This is a genomic window from uncultured Eudoraea sp. (assembly GCF_947260015.1).
GTDB lineage: Bacteria > Bacteroidota > Bacteroidia > Flavobacteriales > Flavobacteriaceae > Eudoraea.
The window spans coordinates 71263-90014 of sequence record NZ_CAMYOM010000001.1; the positions used below are offsets into that span (position 1 = coordinate 71263).

An 18752-nucleotide genomic window follows, 5' to 3' on the forward strand; every position below is an offset into this window, starting at 1 on the left:
TTAGATCCCAGGAATAAAATGAAATTAAATGTAGCGCTTTTAGCCGGAGACGGAATTGGACCGGAAGTCATAGATCAGGCAGTAAAAGTATGCAATGTAATTGCGACAAAGTTTAATCATGAAATAAACTGGAGACCTGCATTGACAGGCGCTGCCGCGATTGACGCTGTGGGAGACCCTTACCCTGACGAAACACATGAAATATGTATCACTTCTGATGCAGTGCTATTTGGTGCTATTGGCCATCCGAAATACGATAACGATCCATCAGCAAAAGTTCGCCCTGAGCAGGGTTTATTGAGAATGAGACAAAAACTGGGTTTGTTTGCTAATGTCAGACCTACATTTACCTTTCCATCTTTAATTGATAAATCCCCTTTAAAAAGGGAACGGATAGAGGGTACTGATCTGGTATTTTTAAGAGAACTTACCGGTGGTATCTATTTTGGTAAACGAGGAAGGGAAGACAACGGAGACACAGCTTATGACACCTGTACATATACCCGAAAGGAAGTACAGCGTTTGGCCAAAAAAGGCTTTGAAATGGCTCAAAAACGCTCTAAACGCCTATGCTGTGTAGACAAAGCAAATGTTTTGGAAACGTCGCGTTTGTGGAGGGAAACTGTTCAGGCTATGGAAAAAGATTATCCTGATGTAGAGGTTTCCTATGAATTTGTTGATGCGGTGGCTATGCGACTTGTTCAGTGGCCAAGTGAATATGATGTATTAATTACTGAAAACCTGTTTGGTGATATTCTTACAGATGAGGCTTCTGTTATTTCAGGTTCTATGGGATTAATGCCTTCTGCTTCTATTGGGGAAAGTATCTCTTTATACGAACCAATCCATGGTTCCTATCCCCAGGCAGCAGGCAAGGACATTGCTAATCCCCTGGCAACAGTGTTATCTGCGGCTATGTTATTTGATGGATTTAATTTGTCTGATGAGGCTGAGGCTATTCGCAAGGTTGTTAATGAATCCCTTTCCGAAGGAATAGTTACGGAAGATCTTGCCGAAGGCGGAAAAGCTTATAAAACCAGTGAAGTTGGCGATTGGCTTGCCTCACATATTTAGGAAGAAATATATCTAATTTTCCAAAAGAGCTTCTGGGTTTGCACAATTAATTTTATAAATATCAAGTTGATATTTATAAAAGATAGTCGGTGCTAATAAAGTTGGATAACTTGGTTTCCAATAACTTTTCGAGAATTTCATTATTTAACTCCGTGTCCTTTGATGCTACAAATGTCCTTATAGAGAACGATCGCAGTGCATCATGAACACTTAGTGTAGCAACCGCGGAATCCTTTCTACCTGTAAAGGGGTAAACATCTGGTCCGCGTTGGCAGGAGCTATTCAGATTTACTCGACATACCAGATTCGCCAGGTTATCTATTAAAGGAGCAAGGGTATATACATCACTGCCAAACAAACTTACCTGTTGACCGTAGTTAGATTCAGCCATGTCATCTAATGGTTCCTGAATATCCTCAAAAGAAAGGATGGGAATCACAGGGCCAAACTGCTCTTCTTCATATACCTTCATATCCTTAGTCACGGGGTAAAGGACTGCTGGCCAGATATAATTATCAGAATGTTCTCCTCCTTTTGCGTTCAGAATTTGCGCACCTTTATCCAAAGCATCATCAATTAATTCTTGTATATAAGCCGGCTTATCCGGTTCTGGTAATGGCGTAAGAGTTACCCCTTTATCCCAGGGGTTACCATACTTAAGTTCATCTACTTTTATTGAGAATTTTTCAGTAAATTCTTTCACTATATCATCATGTACATATATCACTTTAAGTGCCGTACAACGCTGACCGTTAAATGACAAAGCCCCGGCCAGACATTCATTTATTGCCAAATCCAGATTTGCATCAGGTAACACAATAGCAGGGTTTTTTGCTTCCAGCCCCAATACAAGTCGCAAACGGTTGCTTTTTGGATGCTGGTTTTGCAATGCATTCGCGGATGAACTATGACCTATTAAAGCCAGGACATCTACCTTACCTGTCTTCATTATGGGACCTGCAATAGCTCGCCCACGACCGAACAAGACATTGACAACCCCTTTTGGAAAACTATCTTTAAAGGCTTCTATTAATGGGGCAATCAAAAGTACTCCTTGCTTGGCAGGTTTAAAAACTGCGGTATTCCCCATGATAATTGCTGGAATAAGCAAACAGAAGGTTTCATTTAAAGGATAATTATAAGGTCCAAGACAAAGTACTACGCCAAGAGGTCCGCGCCTTATATGAGCATAAACTCCTCCATTCTTATCAAATTTCGCTGAATCACGATCCAATTGTTTGTATTCCTCAATAGTATCGTAGATGTATTCTATAGTTCTGTCGAATTCTTTTTCAGAATCTGGTAAAGTTTTACCTATTTCCCACATTAAATATTTGACCACCTCATTCCTTTTGGTCTCCATAATACGGACAAACTTTTCCATACATTCTATCCGATCTCTAACCTTCATGGTTGGCCAAACACCCTGTCCCTTGTCATAAGCTTTTACAGCAGCATCTAGTGCCTCTAAAGCCTCCTTTTCACCCATGTCCGGAACAGAGCCAAGTAATGTTGGCGCATATTCAGACGTACTTGAGATAGTAGAGTAAACATCGGCCGTGGCACTATTCCACTCTTTTAATACCCCATTTACTAAATAAATCTTTTGATTTATTGGCTCATTAATACGAAATGCCTCAGGAATTAGCGATACGGTTGTTTCCATGTTTATTTTTGTCTTAAAAGCTTAGAATAATTTTTAAATACGGCTGAATTACGTTTATCTAAACGATGGGTTTCATCGCAGTCATGGACTCTCTTAACCTGGTTCCAATAATCTCAACCGGATGTTCACGAAGGGCTTTATTTACCGCGATTAATTTTCCGTTATCCACGCCATTGTCCTTTCCTTTGCCATACGGGGTACCAACAACATCAATATCTACTTTTTTCATAAAATCACCCAATAAAGGTTTACAGGCATGATCAAATAAATAGCAACCATATTCTGCAGTATCAGATATTACCCTATTCATTTCAAATAATTTCTTTCTGGCAATAGTATTGGCTATTAGAGGTGTTTCGTGCAATGATTCGTAATACGCAGATTCTCCTATTATTCCGGATTCTGTCATAGACTCATAAGCCAGTTCCACACCAGCCCTTACCAAAGCAACCATAAGAACACCATTATCATAATATTCCTGCTCAGATATGGCATCATCACCAGCAGCAGTTTTTTCAAAGGCGGTTTCTCCGGTTTCTGCACGCCAGGTCAACAGGTTTTTATCATCATTTGCCCAATCTTCCATCATTGTCTTAGAAAAATGCCCGCTCATAATATCATCCATATGCTTTTGGAATAGTGGCCTCATAATATCTTTTAGTTCTTCCGATAATTCAAAGGCTTTTATTTTTGCAGGATTAGACAAGCGGTCCATCATATTGGTGATTCCACCGTATTTCAATCCCTCTGTTACAGTTTCCCAACCGTATTGAATAAGTTTAGAAGCATATCCCGGGTTAACTCCCTTCTCTACCATTTTATTAAAGCAAAGAATGGATCCTGTTTGTAATAACCCGCACAGAATAGTTTGTTCTCCCATTAAATCAGATTTTACTTCAGCAACAAAAGAAGACTCCAATACACCTGCCCTGTTACCTCCGGTAGCGACTGCATAGGCCTTGGCCTGCTCATATCCCTTCCCTTCCGGATCATTATTGGGATGAACAGCAATCAAAGTTGGCACCCCAAAACCTCTTTTGTATTCTTCTCTAACCTCTGATCCGGGACATTTTGGCGCAACCATAATAACTGTTAGATCCTTCCGTATTTGCATCCCTTCCTCTACAATATTAAATCCGTGAGAATAAGACAATGTCGCTCCTTTTTTCATTAGGGGCATTACTGCATTTATCACAGAAGTGTGCTGCTTGTCCGGAGTTAAGTTAATGACAAGATCTGCGTCAGGTACCATATCTTCATAGGTTCCCACATTAAAACCATTCTCACTGGCATTTTTAAAAGATTGGCGCTTTTCCTTAATGGCAGCCTCTCGAAGCGTATAAGAAATATCCAATCCAGAATCCCTCATATTTAAACCCTGGTTTAAGCCTTGTGCACCACAACCCACAATAACAATCTTTTTTGATTTCAGAGCATTAATGCCATCCGAAAATTCGGTAGACTCCATAAACCGGCATTTACCTAATTGTAATAATTGATCTCGTAAGGATAGCGTATTGAAATAATTTGTCATGTTTAATTTTTGTTATTTTTATTAGCGAAAATTATGATTGATGGAATTCATTAATAATTGGAGTGATGGGCATTGTCGATTTTGTTACCGTAATTCTCCCTGAACGCACGAACTGCATAATTCCATAAGGTTCTAGTTGATCATGCATTTCATCTATTTCGTGTCTTCTGCCTGTTTTAGCCAAAACAAAATATTCCCTGGATACCGTTACAATTTTGGATTTACTCCCAGAAATAATATTCTGTATCTGAGGTTCATCAAACAAAAGATGTGAAGCAATTTTAAAGAGTGCAGATTCCTGATATATGGTCTCCTCGTCTGTATGATAAAATGTTTTTAGAACTTCAATTTGCCTCTCAATTTGTGCTACTATTTTGCGTGTCCAATCTTCAGTCGTATTGATGACAATAGTAAACTTGGATACGTGCTCAATTTCTGATTTTGAAACATTTAAGCTTTCTATATTGATGTGTCTCTTTAAGAATATTCCAGATATTCTATTGAGCATTCCAACATTATTTTCGGAATAAACCGATATTGTAAACCACTTTTTTTCCATGCTAATTTATTTTAAACGAATATCTGAAACCGATGCCCCGGAAGGAATCATTGGGAAGACATTATCTTCATTTTCAACACTAACTTCAAGAAAGAATGGCTCTTTTGAGGCCATCATAGCTTGCACCGCTGACTTAAGGTCCTTACGGTCATCCACCTTTTTTGCTTCAATACGATATCCTTCAGCTATTTTTACAAAATCCGGATTGGTCATTACGGTTGAAGCATATCTGCTCTCAAAAAATAATTCCTGCCATTGCCTTACCATGCCTAAGTGGCCATTGTTTAAAACAACAATTTTAACCGCTGTCTTATTCTGGAAGATAGTCGCTAATTCCTGAATTGTCATTTGGAAACCACCATCTCCGATAACAGCAACCACTTCCCTATCCATTGCTCCCATTTTGGCGCCAATAGCAGCCGGGAGTGCAAAACCCATGGTTCCCAAACCTCCTGAAGTAATATTGCTTTTAGTCTGTTTGAACTTGGCATACCTGCATGCTATCATTTGATGCTGACCGACATCGGTAACTATAACGGCTTTATTTTCTGAAGCCAGATTTATTTCTTCAATCACTTCACCCATGGTTAGACCATCTTTGGTTGGGTAAAGATCATTTTTAATTACAGCTTCATATTCTTCTTCATAACACTTTTTGAACTTATTATGCCAGGCATCATGATTATTTTCTTTTATTAATGGCAATAATAAATCGAGTGATTCTCTAGCATTACCTAAAATTGCCACATCCGCTTTTACATTTTTATCAATCTCAGCGGAGTCTATTTCAAAATGAATAACTTTGGCTTGTTTTGCATAGGTATCAAGACTCCCTGTAACCCTGTCATCAAAACGCATTCCTATAGCTATAAGAACATCACATTTATTGGTAAGTATATTTGGGCCATAATTCCCATGCATCCCTACCATCCCCACATTTAAGGGGTGATCCGTATCCATAGCTGATAAGCCCAAAATGGTCCACGCAGCGGGGATTCCGGCTTTTTCAACCAATGCTTTAAGTTGCTCCTCTGCTTTTCCAAGAATTACACCATGACCAAATACTATATAAGGTTTTTTTGCATTGTTTATTAATTCTGCCGCAGATTCAATTTTTGCAATCTCAGGCTTTGGGTTAGGCTTGTAGCTTCGGATAGCTATGCACCGACTGTAACTAAAATCAAACTCTTCAAATTGCGCGTTCTTTGTAATATCAATCAATACAGGGCCTGGACGACCCGATTTCGCTATATAGAAGGCCTTTGCCATAATTTCAGGAATCTCAGAAGCCTTTGTAATCTGATAATTCCATTTGGTAACCGGGGTAGATATTCCAATTATATCGGTTTCCTGAAATGCATCGGACCCTAGCAAGTGTCGGGGTACCTGACCTGTTATACAAACCATTGGAGTAGAATCTATCTGTGCATCTGCAAGACCGGTAACTAAGTTTGTTGCTCCCGGGCCAGAGGTTGCTATCGCAACTCCCACTTTTCCCGTAACCCGGGCAAAACCCTGCGCAGCATGAGTCGCTCCTTGTTCATGCCTTGTAAGTACATGGTGTAGTTTGTCCTGAAACTTATATAACTCATCATAAACAGGCATAATTGCACCACCTGGATAGCCATATATCAAATTTACATCTTCGGCAAGAAGACAATGGATAATTGCTTCAGCACCGCTGATTCTTATTGAAGTATCTTTGTGTGTCTTCGCTTTTTTTTCCTTTAATGTTTGCATACGCATTATCTTTTATTAAATGCTATAACTTCTTTGCTCTTATCTTTATCAAAATTTGGTGTGACAGTTTAAAATTCATCTGTTACACAACCCTGAGAGGCCGACGAAACTGTTTTTGCATATTTATATAAGCTCCCTCGTTTAACTTTAAGTGCCGGTTGTACCCATTTTGACTGTCTTTCACTAATTTCCTTATCGGTCAAATCTACTGAAATACTATTTTTCTCCGCATCAATTGTAATAATATCGCCGTCTTCCAACAAAGCAATCATACCGCCATCCTGAGCCTCAGGAGAGATATGCCCCACTACAAAACCATGGGTTCCGCCAGAAAAACGGCCGTCGGTAATTAAAGCAACTTCTTTTCCAAGTCCTGCGCCCATAATTGCAGCAGTTGGCTTCAACATTTCCGGCATGCCAGGCCCTCCTTTGGGTCCTTCATACCTTATTACCACGACATCTCCTTTTTTTACCAATCCTTTTCCTATTCCATCATTTGCCTTAAACTCATCATCAAAAACTTTTGCCGGACCGGTAAAATGAAGTCCTTCTTTGCCTGTTATTTTCGCTACCGACCCTTCTTTTGCCAAATTCCCATAAAGAATACGTAAATGTCCTGTTTCTTTTATCGGGTCTTGCAGTGATTTAACAACTTTCTGACCGGGTTTCAAACCTGGTAAATCTGCTAAGTTTTCGGCAATTGTTTTACCGGTAACGGTTAAGCAATCGCCATGCAGCATTCCATTCTCAAGCATAAATTTCATTACGGCAGGAGTACCTCCGACACGATGAATATCTTCCATCAAATATTTTCCACTAGGCTTTAAGTCGGCCAGAAAAGGAGTTGTATCACTTATTTTTTGAAAATCATCTAAAGTAAAATCAATTTCAGCAGCTTTCGCAATTGCTAAAAAGTGAAGTACCGCATTTGTGGAACCTCCCATAACCGTTATTAGCCGAATTGCATTTTCAAATGACTTCCGCGTAATAATATCACTCGGTTTAATATCCTCTTCTATTAAATGCCATAATGCTTTGCCAGAATTAATACAATCCTGCTGTTTTTCCTTGCCTATGGCAGGATTTGAAGAGTTATAGGGTAAAGCCATCCCTAAGGCTTCTATTGCAGAAGCCATAGTATTTGCAGTGTACATACCGCCACATGCCCCTGCCCCGGGACATGCATTTTGGATGACACTTTTAAAATCTTTATCATTCATAGTACCCGCAACTTTTTCGCCCCAGGCTTCAAATGCAGAAACAATATCGAGTTTTTTATCCTTAAAACAACCTGAAGCAATGGTCCCTCCATAAACCAAGATAGAAGGTCTGTTTAAGCGTATCATGGCCATCAAGCCACCCGGCATATTTTTATCGCAACCCACAACGGTTACCAGGCCATCATAATTCATTGCCTGAACCACTGTTTCCATAGAATCGGCTATAATATCCCTTGAGGGTAATGAATAGCGCATTCCATAAGTTCCCATAGAAATTCCATCGCTAACACCAATGGTATTAAATACAAGTCCTACTAAATTATTTTGCTGAACCCCCTGCTTTACTTCCTGTGCCAGATCATTCAAATGCATATTACAAGGATTTCCCTCGTAGCCTGTACTTCCAATGCCAATAAAAGGTTTTTTTAAATCCTCCTCCTTTAATCCAAGTGCATATAGCATTGCCTGGGCAGCAGGCTGAGTTGGATCCTGGGTTACATTTTTACTGTATTTGTTCAATTCCATTAAATAGGTTCTCTATAAATCTTTATAGCTCTTAATTGCTATACTTTTCAAAGATAATTGTTTAAAAAAGTTGATGTTTTTAACAATTAGTACTTGTTCAAATTCAATAAAACATTTATTTGATTAAATCGTTGATTTTCAAATATATAAGAGACTATCATATCCCATATTCAATAAGTAGTGAAGTATGTTTAATAAGCTCTTTTCAGATTAGATTTTATGTAAGTGTAAATATTTGTCTGTGAAAATCTAGAATCCTTTCTTTGCTATATGAGATATAATACATAGTTATGAAAATAGAAAAAACAGTTACGGAAGCTATAAGCTATAGAAGGTCAGTACGTATTTATAATCAAGAAGAAGAAATTGATACCAAAGCGGTAAGGAAATGTCTTGAGAATGCCGTCCTGGCACCTACAAGTAGTAATTTACAATTATGGGAATTTTACCATATTACTAATAAAGATGTCCAAAAGAAGATAAGTACTGCATGTTTTGACCAACCTGCTGCCAATACAGCTAAACAATTGGTTGTAATTGTGGCAAGAAAGAATCTTTGGAATAAAAGGGCAAAAGCGAATCTTAACTTTTTAACGAAGAGTTTTGGTGATAAGCCGGTTGAAGAATACGACAGCAAGGAAAAATTTGCAATAACTTATTACAAAAAGCTTATACCCTCACTATATATTGACTTTTTAGGTGCTTTGGGGCTGATACGCTATTTAGTATTTAACCTGGTCGGACTCTTCAAACCCGTGTACAGACAGCTTCGAAACTCTGATATGCGCATTGTCGCCCACAAAAGTGCCGCATTGGCCGCGCAGAACTTTATGATCTCTATGGCAGCTATTGGTTACGACACTTGCCCTATGGAAGGATCAGATACCTTGCGCATAAAAAGAGTTTTAAACTTAGCCAGAGGTGCTGAAATCAATATGGTTATCGCATGTGGCATTCGAGATCCAAAAGGTATATATGGTCCGCGCTTCAGGGTTCCTTTTCAAGAAGTATATAAAGAAATCTAGTGTCTTAAAGGGTGAAAGGAAACCGTATCCCTAAATTTCTTTTGGGCCAGGATAGCAATTGATTTAGTTGCCAGTTGAAGTACTCTCGGGTAACCGCCGGTTGTTTGCCCGTCACGCATCAGTATTATTAATTTGCCGGCTGGGGTTAATTGAATAGTTCCAGGCAGGGTTGCAGAAGTTAACATCCTATGAGAATGCGCTCCTATTAATTCTTCAAGTTGATATGCCATTCGATTATTTTCCTTGGCAATGGTAAATTTACCAGTAAACAATAACTTTAATTGATCATCCTTTAATATTTTGTATTCAGGACCTTTATAAACTATTAGTTCGTGTTCCTTATGCCAGGCCTCCGGTTTTATATGACTTATTATTGGAGAATATTCCGTATGCTCTTCAATGGGTATTTCCATTCGCTCCTTAATACGATTCTTATCAGTAATTGGTTTGTAGAATGATCTACTCCTTAATTTAACTTCCGTCAGGAAGCCGCCTTTAACAGCCAGATAACTTCTAAAACCATTAATTAGTTTTCCGAAGGATAATACATCACCTTCTTTGGCCTTGTGTACTTCATAGGAATTGACAGGAATTCCATTCAAGGTCGGAGACATCTCAGCTCCGGTTATAGAGAAAAAACTCGAAGTATGAAATTCAAGTTCAGGACCGGTCATAGTGATTTCCATCACAGCGTCCGTTTCCTTATTCTCCAATAATGAATTGGCTATGGAGGCAGAGTAATTATCCATACAACCACATACTGGGACTCCTTTTTCACGGTATCCAAATCTCCCGGTATCCTGAACTGTGGTAAAAAAACCCGGATGAATTACTTTAAGCATCTATCTTGATTTTATCGAGGTTATATATTCCAACCTCTGTCTCTATTCTATGTAAATCATATTCTGCACGGGTAATAGCATAGAATTGAATCTGATCTCCAACATTTACAAAGCAGGGGTTTTCAAGATTCACATTAAAAAGAGATATCGGACAATTGCCTATGATATTCCATCCTCCGGGAGAATCTTGTGGATAAATGCCTGTTTGTTTGCCTGCAAGACCAACAGAACCTTTAAATACCCGGAGCCTGGGTACAGATTTTCTAGCGGTTTCCAATTCTTTAGGCAAACCTCCCAAATACATAAAACCAGGTAAAAATCCCATGCCGTAAACAGTGTAAATGTGATGAGTATGTGCCTTAATTATATCTTCAATACTCTTTCCTAAAGTTGTGGAAACTTCTTCAAGATCAATACCAAATTCGAGGTCATAACATACCGGCAATTTCCATAAATAACGTTGAGGATGGCCGCCAGCCTTCCTGTTCTTAAAACATTCCTGTAGTAGAAATTTAGTTTTAGAAAAATCTATTTTATTCTCCCGATTAATTAAGGTAAGAGAATTGTAGGCCGGGATTAACTCCCATTTATTGGAATCTTTAAAAACCAATTTGAAACTTTCAGCAAAATCAAGGATATCATAAAGAATAGCTTCTGACACCTCATTTGGCCATTCTATCAAAATTGCATCTTCTCCAAAAGGTCTAATTAATATGGGATAGGAACTCACTTTTTTAGAAAAATATGCTGCTTAGGCAATTCGTCCGAAAGATACATTAATATTTGTAAAGCATTAGCCGTATCACCGTGAATACAATAAGTGTCTGCTTGAATTGGTATTTGAACCCCATTTAGGGTGTACACTTTGTTATTTATAACCATTGAAATAATATGGTCCAATACTTTTTTTGGCTCTTTTATCATGCCTTGTGACGAACGCCGGGAAACAAGACTTAAGTCCTCATTGTAATTCCGATCACCAAAAGCTTCAAGTGATATTTTATATCCTTGCCTGCGAGCTTCTTCTTCTATAACTGAACCATAAGGCAAGTATAATAAAACATGGTCTTTATACGCCAGGATGCTTTCCAAATATATTTTAGATAAATCCAAATCACCGGCAATATCATTATATAGAGCTCCATGGGCTTTAATATGATGCAACTGCATTTCGGCCTTGCTTAAAATAGCATCTAATCCTTTAATTTGTTTCCTAATACTTGCTTTTAGATGCCATTTTTCCATTTTCATTGATTTGCGACCAAAATTATCTCTATCAGGATATGAAGGGTGTGCACCCACTTTAATATCAAATTTTAGTGCCAACCGTACTATTTCAGACATAGTATCTATAGTACCAGCATGACCGCCACAAGCTATGTTACATGAACTAATATGCGGAAAAAGGGCACTTTCATTACCTAAACCTTCTCCCACGTCACAGTTAATATCTATAAACACTTTTCTGATCATATTATTCCAAAAACACTATAAATACTTTTAGCTCCAAGAGCTATACTAAAATAATGATAAAAATTGCAGCTACGTTCTGCAAAATGGAATTCTTAAAATCTCCAGGTACTGTCGGTATATTCACTATCCAACACCAGCAATAGTAGAAGCTGTTATTGTACCCGGACCAATAAATGCCTTAGCAACCAATGCCCCAGGGCCTAATTTCTTGAACATTTAACTGAAGTAAGTTAAAGATGGCGGAGAAAATATAGACTCTTTAAAGAATAATGGAACTTCGGATTTCAATTATAATTAAAAAAAATTAACATAAAAAGTGCAGTTCGTCTAAAATATTGCAGTTCGTCTAAAAGTGAGTGGCCATACATCGATAAAATATAATAATCCAAAAAACTCTGGGTTATAACTATCCCAAATTAAAAATTTACCTACTTAAGAATGACGTGTATAGAATGTAAAAAAGAGCTTAGTTATTTGGATCATAGAACAGCCATGGAATCTTTTGGTGTAGAATTGTGTTCCAAACACAAAAAGCGCATGGACAGACTCATCAGGCGAAATAACACCCCAATTGAGGCTATAAAGCTTTATTATGGTCTTAAGCAAGCCGGAGTTCATCCAATGTTAGAATGGTGGGACGGTAAAAAATCAGTGGACATTGCGTTTTCAAGGGTGAAACTAAATATAGAAATAGATACTGAATATCAAATGCTTACCCATGAGCAGGCTATGAACAATCTGGAGGAAACCATGTACTCATTTCAAAATGGGTTTACAACTTTAAGAATTCCTAATATAGTTATCAAGCACTATTTAAAAGAAACAGTAAATAATATATTGGGGATCAAAGAAGGCTTAAGAGCCAATATAAAAGTAATCTAATTGTGTTTTAACAAAACCCCGGAAATTATGGAGGCTAATAATTCATATACAGAAAGATCATATAAATTGAGTAAACTTATTCTTTTTCTTTTAACTTTTGCGGCATTTGCAATTGTGGTTAACATTAATCCCGTGTTTTCAAGATACCTTTTTGGCTTACCTATAATCCTCTCAGGTATTTTAGGTGTAATTGGCACAATCATCCTTTATAAAGGTCGTAATGAGCCGATTAATGAAAAGAAGATCATTGCAATAACCGTAAATTCGGCAATGGTACTACTTATTGTCACCATCTTTATTTCCAATACCCTTTATTAAAGTACACAGCTAAATATACCTTAGCCAAAACCAGGTAATTAGATAGTCGTAAGGCTATTTATTATAATTTCCTATACTCAGTTTGATTGATTCTTCGCTTTTATTGGAGATTTAAACAGGTGATATTAGTCTTGAATATTAATTCCCTCTGGGTCTTTAGCAAATATCAAAACTAATTCTTCAATTATTCTTTGTGATTTATTTTTCATAATTTCAGAATATGAAAAATATTGATAGAAGGCAATGGTTAAAAAAAGTTGGTTTAACCAGCAGTTTCGCTTTATTGGGGGGATTGGAAAGTATGGCACTGGATTTCCCACTTCGTAGTAATTTAGCCTATTCAAAGGTGTTACTTAATGCCAATGAGAATCCCTATGGTCCTTCCGAAAGGGTTAGAAAAATACTTACAAATTCGTTTGATGAAGCATGTAGGTACCCGTTTCGAAGTTTATCCGGCTTAGTAGAAATGATTGCCTTAAAAGAAGGTGTAAACAAGGATTATGTGGTAGTAACCGGAGGTTCTACAGAAGGACTAAAGGCCACCGGTCTTGTCTACGGACTTGGTAATGGCGAGATTATTTCTGCAGACCCCACTTTTCAGGCCATGTTACGGTATGCAGAAACATTTAAGGCAAAAGTACATCGCGTCCCTTTAAATGCAGACATGGAACACGACTTGCCCGCTATGGCCGAAAAGATAAATAAGAATACCAGGCTTATTTTTATTTGCAATCCAAATAATCCGACCGGTACTATTTTGAATAAATCAAGTTTACTGGACTTCTGTAAGTCCCATGATAATGATGCAGTAATATTTAGTGATGAAGCCTATTATGATTTTATTACAGAACCTGAATATCCTTCAATGGTAGAGTTGGTAAAAGAAGGAAGGAATATTATCGTTTCTAAAACATTTTCTAAAGTTTATGGTCTTGCGGGATTACGAGTTGGTTATTTAATTGCCAAGCCGGAGATCGCCCGTAATTTGAAATCAGCTGTAATGGCAAATACCAATATACTGGCAATTGAGGCAGCAAAGGAAGCCTTAAGAGATGATGAATTTTACAAGTATAGTATTATGCAAAATTTTAAGGCAAAATCACTAATCTACCAGTATCTGGATGATTTAGGCTTGGAATATGTGAAGTCGCACACCAATTTTGTCTTTTTTAAAACCGGTAGGCCAATTCAAGGAGTGATTGATGATATGAAAAAGTACAATGTTCTTATTGGTCGCCCTTTCCCCCCTTTAAACCAATGGGCTCGTATAAGTACCGGGAGATTAGCGGATATGGAGGTATTTGGTAAAGCTTTAAAACAAGTAATGAGTTAAATTATTTTATTTTTCACTTCTCTTTTATATTACAGCATACAATAGAACACTTTTTGATGGAAAGTACAGAATTACATAATGAAAATACCATACATAAACACACTGGGTTTTTAAAGAAATATGAAAAATATTTAGGCGAGTTCGTTTATGGCGGAATAGATGGTTGCGTGACTACTTTTGCTGTTGTAGCAGGCTCTGTAGGTGCTGGCCTCGGTAGTAATATTGTAATAATTCTTGGATTTGCAAATTTGCTGGCAGATGGGTTCGCTATGTCTGTTGGAGCTTACTTATCTAATAAAACAAAAAAAGATAATTACAATAAACATAAACAAATAGAATATTGGGAAGTTGATAATCTTCCTGAATTGGAAAAAGAAGAAATAAGGGTGATATACAAGGAACAGGGTTTTGAAGGAGATCTTTTAGAAGAAGTAGTTAAAGTGATAACGAGCGACAAAGACCGATGGGTAAACGTAATGATGAAAGAGGAATTAGTAATGTTTGAAGAGGATAAATCTCCGGTAATAATTGGTGGTGTTACGTACATGTCGTTTATAATAATAGGTGTAATTCCACTTTTAGTATATGTGGTGGATTACATTTACCCACTAGAAAGTGATCTTTTTCTGCTTTCTTCCATTTTAACAGGAACAGGTTTTATCATAATTGGTTGGCTGAAAGCTTTTGTAAATCAGACGCCCTTTTGGAAAGGAATACTGGAAACACTATTATTAGGATGTATTGCAGCGATAGTAGCCTATTTTATTGGAGATTTCCTGGAACGGATAATAGTTTATTAAAAATTATAAGGGTAGCACAAAACAGTAAATTAGCCCTTTTTAACGAATATATCTACCTAAAATCGGACTTCCTACGCTTAAAAGAAGGAAAAGTATTATTATAGAGCTCTTATTATTTATTGATAAACCCATATCTAATGAAAAAAAGAACTACACTTTCCTTTATCCTTTATAGTTTTTTTATTTTTTGTTTCCTCTGGTCGGTTTATATTTTTCTTTTTAAGTTTTCATAAAATCTGCATTCCTCATAGCATTGCAAAATAAAAGCCAGCTTGTTAAAGCCGGCTTTTAAAGAGAGATCAAACAAAAAACTAATTAACAATTCTCTTTATCCTATACGTCTCTTTGATCGTTCTTAATGAATACTTAATTTAAATAGCTCCCTTTGAATAATTCAGTCACTTCATTGTTATTCGTAACAGACAATGAAATTCGAAAATCGAGCTTAAAATGGTTACTGTAATAATACGTTTTCCTGCTTCTGCTGTACGCTACAGGAGCATTAAAATCCTTTAAAACCTCCAGAAGATTATATACAGAGCGTTCGCTCAATTCCATTCTTCTTGCAAGTGACTGCGGTGGACCTGTACATTCTGACTCAATTAGTAAATGAAGTTTTTGTAAGTTTTCCAAGGTTTTAATTTTATTCATCTTCTACCCTTTTGTATCATAAAATAATTATCGGGGATATTTATTTAAAGTGTTTGTTGGAAATATGGCTTAATAATCCAGCTATATTAATTCTTTTATAATATTATAGAATATTTTCTATATTTCCAAATATATGTAGATATTTTTCTACTTCCTTATAAAATATAATATCTCTCACAGGAATTCAGTTCTTTTTTATCTCTTTTTAAAACCCTATCTTTGATAAAATGAAGTTTTATGTCGATTATTTTCTAGGAGATGTTTAAAACAATAGATCGCTTAATGCAGTTTATTAAATTTGCCGGACTCAGTGCAAGGCAGTTCGATTTATCTATTGGTGCCAGTAATGGCTACACCTTACGAATGAAAAAGAACAATGCTTCTATCGGTAGTGATGTCATTGAAAACATCCTTAAGGTTTATCCACAGTTGAATGTCGTCTGGCTGATAACTGGGGAAGGTGATATGTTGAAAAAGCAGGAAGAGGATGAAATTCTTGATTTTGATCATCTACCCAAATCGAGGCAACAAGAGATTGAAGATCTTATTGAACAAAAAATCAAGGAACGCCAGGAAGAGGAATTAAAACGATTACTAAAAGAAGTTACAGAAGAGATTGAAAAAACGCAGAAGCGTATAAAAGAATAGCATTAATAATTAATCTTTAACTGTTTTACCAGTTCTTCCCTTAAGGTTATTAGCTTTATTAATTGCTGTTGGCCATTAGTTTCTTGAGCAATATCTTCCTTCAGTTTTTTAAATCTTTTTACATTTTTATTAAGCATGCTATTTGCGTTAAAATCAGCATTTTTTAGAATATCTTCTATCTCCTCCGACAGATGCTCATACATTATTAATATTTCCACCCGGTATTTGATGGCTTTAGATATAACTATAAGAAGAAGTACAACACAAAATATGGCGGGAAACGCCCTTATATTACCAGCTGCATCCAATGAACTTACATCCTGTGTGGCTTCCCAGAACTGAAAGGAATATAAAATTATTGGTGAAAGGATAGCGTATTTCCACCATTGCTGACAGGTAATAAACCATAACACTAACGGAATAAGTATAATCAATTTTTGCAGCAAAAACCAAATGAAAATTCTCACATTCAGGAATCCATTGTTGTGGACTTGAATTATCCCTAATTCCAACTCCTGCTCGTTTTCAGGAATTAAATAATGTATAAACCAAAGAAGCGGTGTAAAAACTAACAAACAAACTACTATTAAATTTAGGCGATCTCGATGTGCGCCAGCAAACTCGTTTATTGAGCTATAATGCCTATTAAGCCGATTTTCTAATATTAGTTTTACATTATAGATTTTTTGAAGATAACTGGTCCGAGTTATTTTTTCTCTTTTCTCAATCAGAGATTCCAAATTTTGACGGTAAACATTATTGGAGTTACTGATGTTACGACTTATAATAGATTTAATTGAAATCTCTAACTGTATTTTCCGATAGTGCTTAAAATAATAAGAATCCAAAAAAAAGATTATAATAATTGTTGATGAAATCAGCAAAACCTTAACCGTAATTGAGTAAATCTCAAAATAAAAGAGATGATAAGAGTACTTGCTAATTGGTTCAAATAAACTATCTATTATGTTGTATAAGTATAATAGTAATAAAGGAGCGATCAGGTATCTCCACTTTGTCGAAATTGAGGTAAACCATATCAATAATAGAGTAAATGGAATGATATCTTTAAAAAGATACCAAACAAAAAGTTTATTACTAAGGAAGTCATGCGAATATTCAAGTCCAAAAAATGAAAATCCCCTGAAATCAGAGCTAAAAAGCAAATGAATATAACCTAAAAATGGCAAAACAGCTATGATAAAAGCCATTATTACATCCAACATATATTTTCGTTGCCATTTAGATTTTAATGCCATTGAAACTAATTTTTTTTACTGACAAATTCTATTTTTACCTTTAGAAAATATCTAAAAGTTTAGTCGCATGTTCTAATTATATATTAACAGACTATTAAATATACTGATTTTATCCTATATATGCAGAAAATAATCTATACAGTTAAAGAACTAGATATGGTTTCGAAAGAGATACTGGGCAACGTATCGTCTAGAATCCTCTGTTTTAACGGAGAAATGGGAGCCGGCAAAACCACACTAATTAAAGCGCTGGTCCGGAGTTTAGGTGGTGGCGATCAGGCCAATAGTCCCACCTTTGGGATTGTAAATGAATATCAAACTCAAAAAGGAGAGCTTTTGGGTTATCATTTCGATTTTTACCGCCTGGAGAGTGAAGGAGAAGCCCTGGATCTGGGACTGGAAGACTATTTTAGTCAGGATACCTGGGTATTTATAGAATGGCCCGAAAAGATTGGATCACAACTACCCCAAAATTACACAAGAATTTCTCTGGAAATAGTTGATCCTGTTACCCGTAAAATTGAAATTACAAAAGCTGATTAATAATTTAAAGTGACTTAAGTATAATGGAATTATATACTTTGAAGCACTAATTTACCAGGAATGCCACTAATTATATCATCGATAAAGTGCACTAAAACATCGACCAATGATAGATGGGGTGAAAATATACATTCTTCTTTCTTCTCATTTGTTAAAATTTTATTTAAGAAAACAAGACTTTCTACGAATGTTCCTTTCTGTATTTTAGATTTTAAATCATGAATTATTATAATAAATGTGCGATCAAGAATTAGAACTAATTAGTCTGTGACAAGTGAATTGATGTGATTTCGTTCGAGAAGAGAGGAATTCGCTATCGTAAAAGGCCCTTTTTTATTGCATTGAATTCGACGAACGGTAAAAATATCGTTAAAATGAATGATTTTTACGGTAAAAGGTTGTATTTTTCCGACAAATAACAATTTGGTAGTGTATTTTTTCCTACATTTGTTATTGAGAGCTAATCAAATCTTTAACGAAAAACGTATTACGATGAACACTAAAAGAACTTTATTTGGAATTTGCACCTGCCTTATTCTGATGGCAGCATCCTGCACCTCGAACAGTACTGCAGACGATCAATTGTATGAAGATGCAGTGGAGAAAAAGGATATTATTCTTAGAGATTAAAAATTATTGAATATAAAATTACTTTTTAAA

At 36.3% G+C, this 18752-nt stretch carries 19 protein-coding genes; 9 read left to right on the forward strand and 10 right to left on the reverse strand.

All coding sequences use genetic code 11. The annotated features are described in order from the left end of the window. Positions 1-18: 18 nt before the first annotated feature. Positions 19-1074 (forward strand): 3-isopropylmalate dehydrogenase, encoded by a 1056-nt coding sequence (leuB, locus tag Q0X66_RS00320; RefSeq protein ID WP_297702477.1) that lies wholly within the window; start codon positions 19-21, stop codon positions 1072-1074. Between the two features lie 73 nt (positions 1075-1147). On the opposite strand, the gene Q0X66_RS00325 is transcribed toward leuB, so the two are convergent. From Q0X66_RS00325 to ilvD, 5 genes are all read right to left on the reverse strand, one after another. Next, positions 1148-2740, reverse strand: coding sequence for an NADP-dependent glyceraldehyde-3-phosphate dehydrogenase (locus Q0X66_RS00325; RefSeq protein WP_297702478.1), 1593 nt, complete (start codon positions 2738-2740; stop codon positions 1148-1150). A 58-nt stretch (positions 2741-2798) separates the two neighbouring features. Beyond that, positions 2799-4274: a ketol-acid reductoisomerase gene (ilvC, locus tag Q0X66_RS00330; RefSeq protein ID WP_297702479.1), complete on the reverse strand. Its 1476-nt coding sequence runs from the start codon at positions 4272-4274 to the stop codon at positions 2799-2801. Positions 4275-4305: 31 nt separating this feature from the next. Further along, positions 4306-4833 carry an acetolactate synthase small subunit gene (gene ilvN / locus Q0X66_RS00335; protein WP_297702480.1) on the reverse strand — a complete coding sequence of 176 codons (528 nt, stop codon included), beginning with the start codon at positions 4831-4833 and terminating at the stop codon, positions 4306-4308. 6 nt (positions 4834-4839) lie between these two features. Next, complete coding sequence (gene ilvB / locus Q0X66_RS00340) at positions 4840-6573, reverse strand: biosynthetic-type acetolactate synthase large subunit (protein ID WP_297702481.1); 1734 nt, start codon at positions 6571-6573, stop codon at positions 4840-4842. 68 nt (positions 6574-6641) lie between these two features. Next, complete coding sequence (gene ilvD / locus Q0X66_RS00345) at positions 6642-8318, reverse strand: dihydroxy-acid dehydratase (RefSeq protein ID WP_297702482.1); 1677 nt, start codon at positions 8316-8318, stop codon at positions 6642-6644. Positions 8319-8608: 290 nt separating this feature from the next. Here ilvD and Q0X66_RS00350 point away from each other — a divergent pair, with 290 nt between their 5' ends. Beyond that, on the forward strand, positions 8609-9343 hold the full coding sequence (locus Q0X66_RS00350; protein WP_297702483.1) for a nitroreductase family protein: 735 nt from the start codon (positions 8609-8611) through the stop codon (positions 9341-9343). On the opposite strand, the gene Q0X66_RS00355 is transcribed toward Q0X66_RS00350, so the two are convergent. The 3 genes from Q0X66_RS00355 to pxpA are packed head-to-tail and all read right to left on the reverse strand — an operon-like array spanning position 9340 to position 11658. Continuing rightward, complete coding sequence (locus Q0X66_RS00355; RefSeq protein WP_297702484.1) at positions 9340-10185, reverse strand: biotin-dependent carboxyltransferase family protein; 846 nt, start codon at positions 10183-10185, stop codon at positions 9340-9342. The two genes, Q0X66_RS00350 and Q0X66_RS00355, sit on opposite strands and share 4 nt — an antisense overlap. Beyond that, the gene (gene pxpB / locus Q0X66_RS00360; protein ID WP_297702485.1) at positions 10178-10915 is read right to left on the reverse strand and encodes a 5-oxoprolinase subunit PxpB; all 738 of its coding nucleotides are present in this window, start codon (positions 10913-10915) and stop codon (positions 10178-10180) included. The genes Q0X66_RS00355 and pxpB overlap by 8 nt, the downstream gene beginning before the upstream one ends. After that, on the reverse strand, positions 10912-11658 hold the full coding sequence (gene pxpA, locus Q0X66_RS00365) for a 5-oxoprolinase subunit PxpA (RefSeq protein WP_297702486.1): 747 nt from the start codon (positions 11656-11658) through the stop codon (positions 10912-10914). The genes pxpB and pxpA overlap by 4 nt, the downstream gene beginning before the upstream one ends. 438 nt (positions 11659-12096) lie before the next feature. On the opposite strand from pxpA, the gene Q0X66_RS00370 reads away from it, so the two are divergent. From Q0X66_RS00370 to Q0X66_RS00385, 4 genes are all read left to right on the forward strand, one after another. After that, positions 12097-12540, forward strand: a complete 444-nt coding sequence (locus Q0X66_RS00370) for a hypothetical protein (protein WP_297702487.1) — start codon at positions 12097-12099, stop codon at positions 12538-12540. 27 nt (positions 12541-12567) lie between these two features. After that, the gene (locus Q0X66_RS00375) at positions 12568-12858 is read left to right on the forward strand and encodes a hypothetical protein (protein WP_297702488.1); all 291 of its coding nucleotides are present in this window, start codon (positions 12568-12570) and stop codon (positions 12856-12858) included. A gap of 220 nt (positions 12859-13078) precedes the next feature. Further along, positions 13079-14191 (forward strand): histidinol-phosphate transaminase, encoded by a 1113-nt coding sequence (locus Q0X66_RS00380; RefSeq protein WP_297702489.1) that lies wholly within the window; start codon positions 13079-13081, stop codon positions 14189-14191. A 56-nt stretch (positions 14192-14247) separates the two neighbouring features. Further along, the gene (locus tag Q0X66_RS00385; RefSeq protein ID WP_297702490.1) at positions 14248-14991 is read left to right on the forward strand and encodes a VIT1/CCC1 transporter family protein; all 744 of its coding nucleotides are present in this window, start codon (positions 14248-14250) and stop codon (positions 14989-14991) included. A 366-nt stretch (positions 14992-15357) separates the two neighbouring features. Here the strand turns inward: Q0X66_RS00385 and Q0X66_RS00390 are convergent, their stop codons facing one another. Next, on the reverse strand, positions 15358-15642 hold the full coding sequence (locus Q0X66_RS00390; protein WP_297702491.1) for a DNA-binding protein: 285 nt from the start codon (positions 15640-15642) through the stop codon (positions 15358-15360). A gap of 282 nt (positions 15643-15924) precedes the next feature. On the opposite strand from Q0X66_RS00390, the gene Q0X66_RS00395 reads away from it, so the two are divergent. After that, on the forward strand, positions 15925-16290 hold the full coding sequence (locus Q0X66_RS00395; RefSeq protein WP_366938649.1) for a hypothetical protein: 366 nt from the start codon (positions 15925-15927) through the stop codon (positions 16288-16290). Positions 16291-16292: 2 nt separating this feature from the next. Here the strand turns inward: Q0X66_RS00395 and Q0X66_RS00400 are convergent, their stop codons facing one another. Continuing rightward, positions 16293-17549 (reverse strand): hypothetical protein, encoded by a 1257-nt coding sequence (locus Q0X66_RS00400; protein WP_297702493.1) that lies wholly within the window; start codon positions 17547-17549, stop codon positions 16293-16295. Between the two features lie 156 nt (positions 17550-17705). Between Q0X66_RS00400 and tsaE the strand changes: the two genes are divergently transcribed. Next, on the forward strand, positions 17706-18092 hold the full coding sequence (gene tsaE / locus Q0X66_RS00405; protein WP_297702494.1) for a tRNA (adenosine(37)-N6)-threonylcarbamoyltransferase complex ATPase subunit type 1 TsaE: 387 nt from the start codon (positions 17706-17708) through the stop codon (positions 18090-18092). A gap of 492 nt (positions 18093-18584) precedes the next feature. Next, on the forward strand, positions 18585-18722 hold the full coding sequence (locus Q0X66_RS00410) for a hypothetical protein (protein ID WP_297702495.1): 138 nt from the start codon (positions 18585-18587) through the stop codon (positions 18720-18722). The last annotated feature ends 30 nt before the right edge of the window (positions 18723-18752 follow it).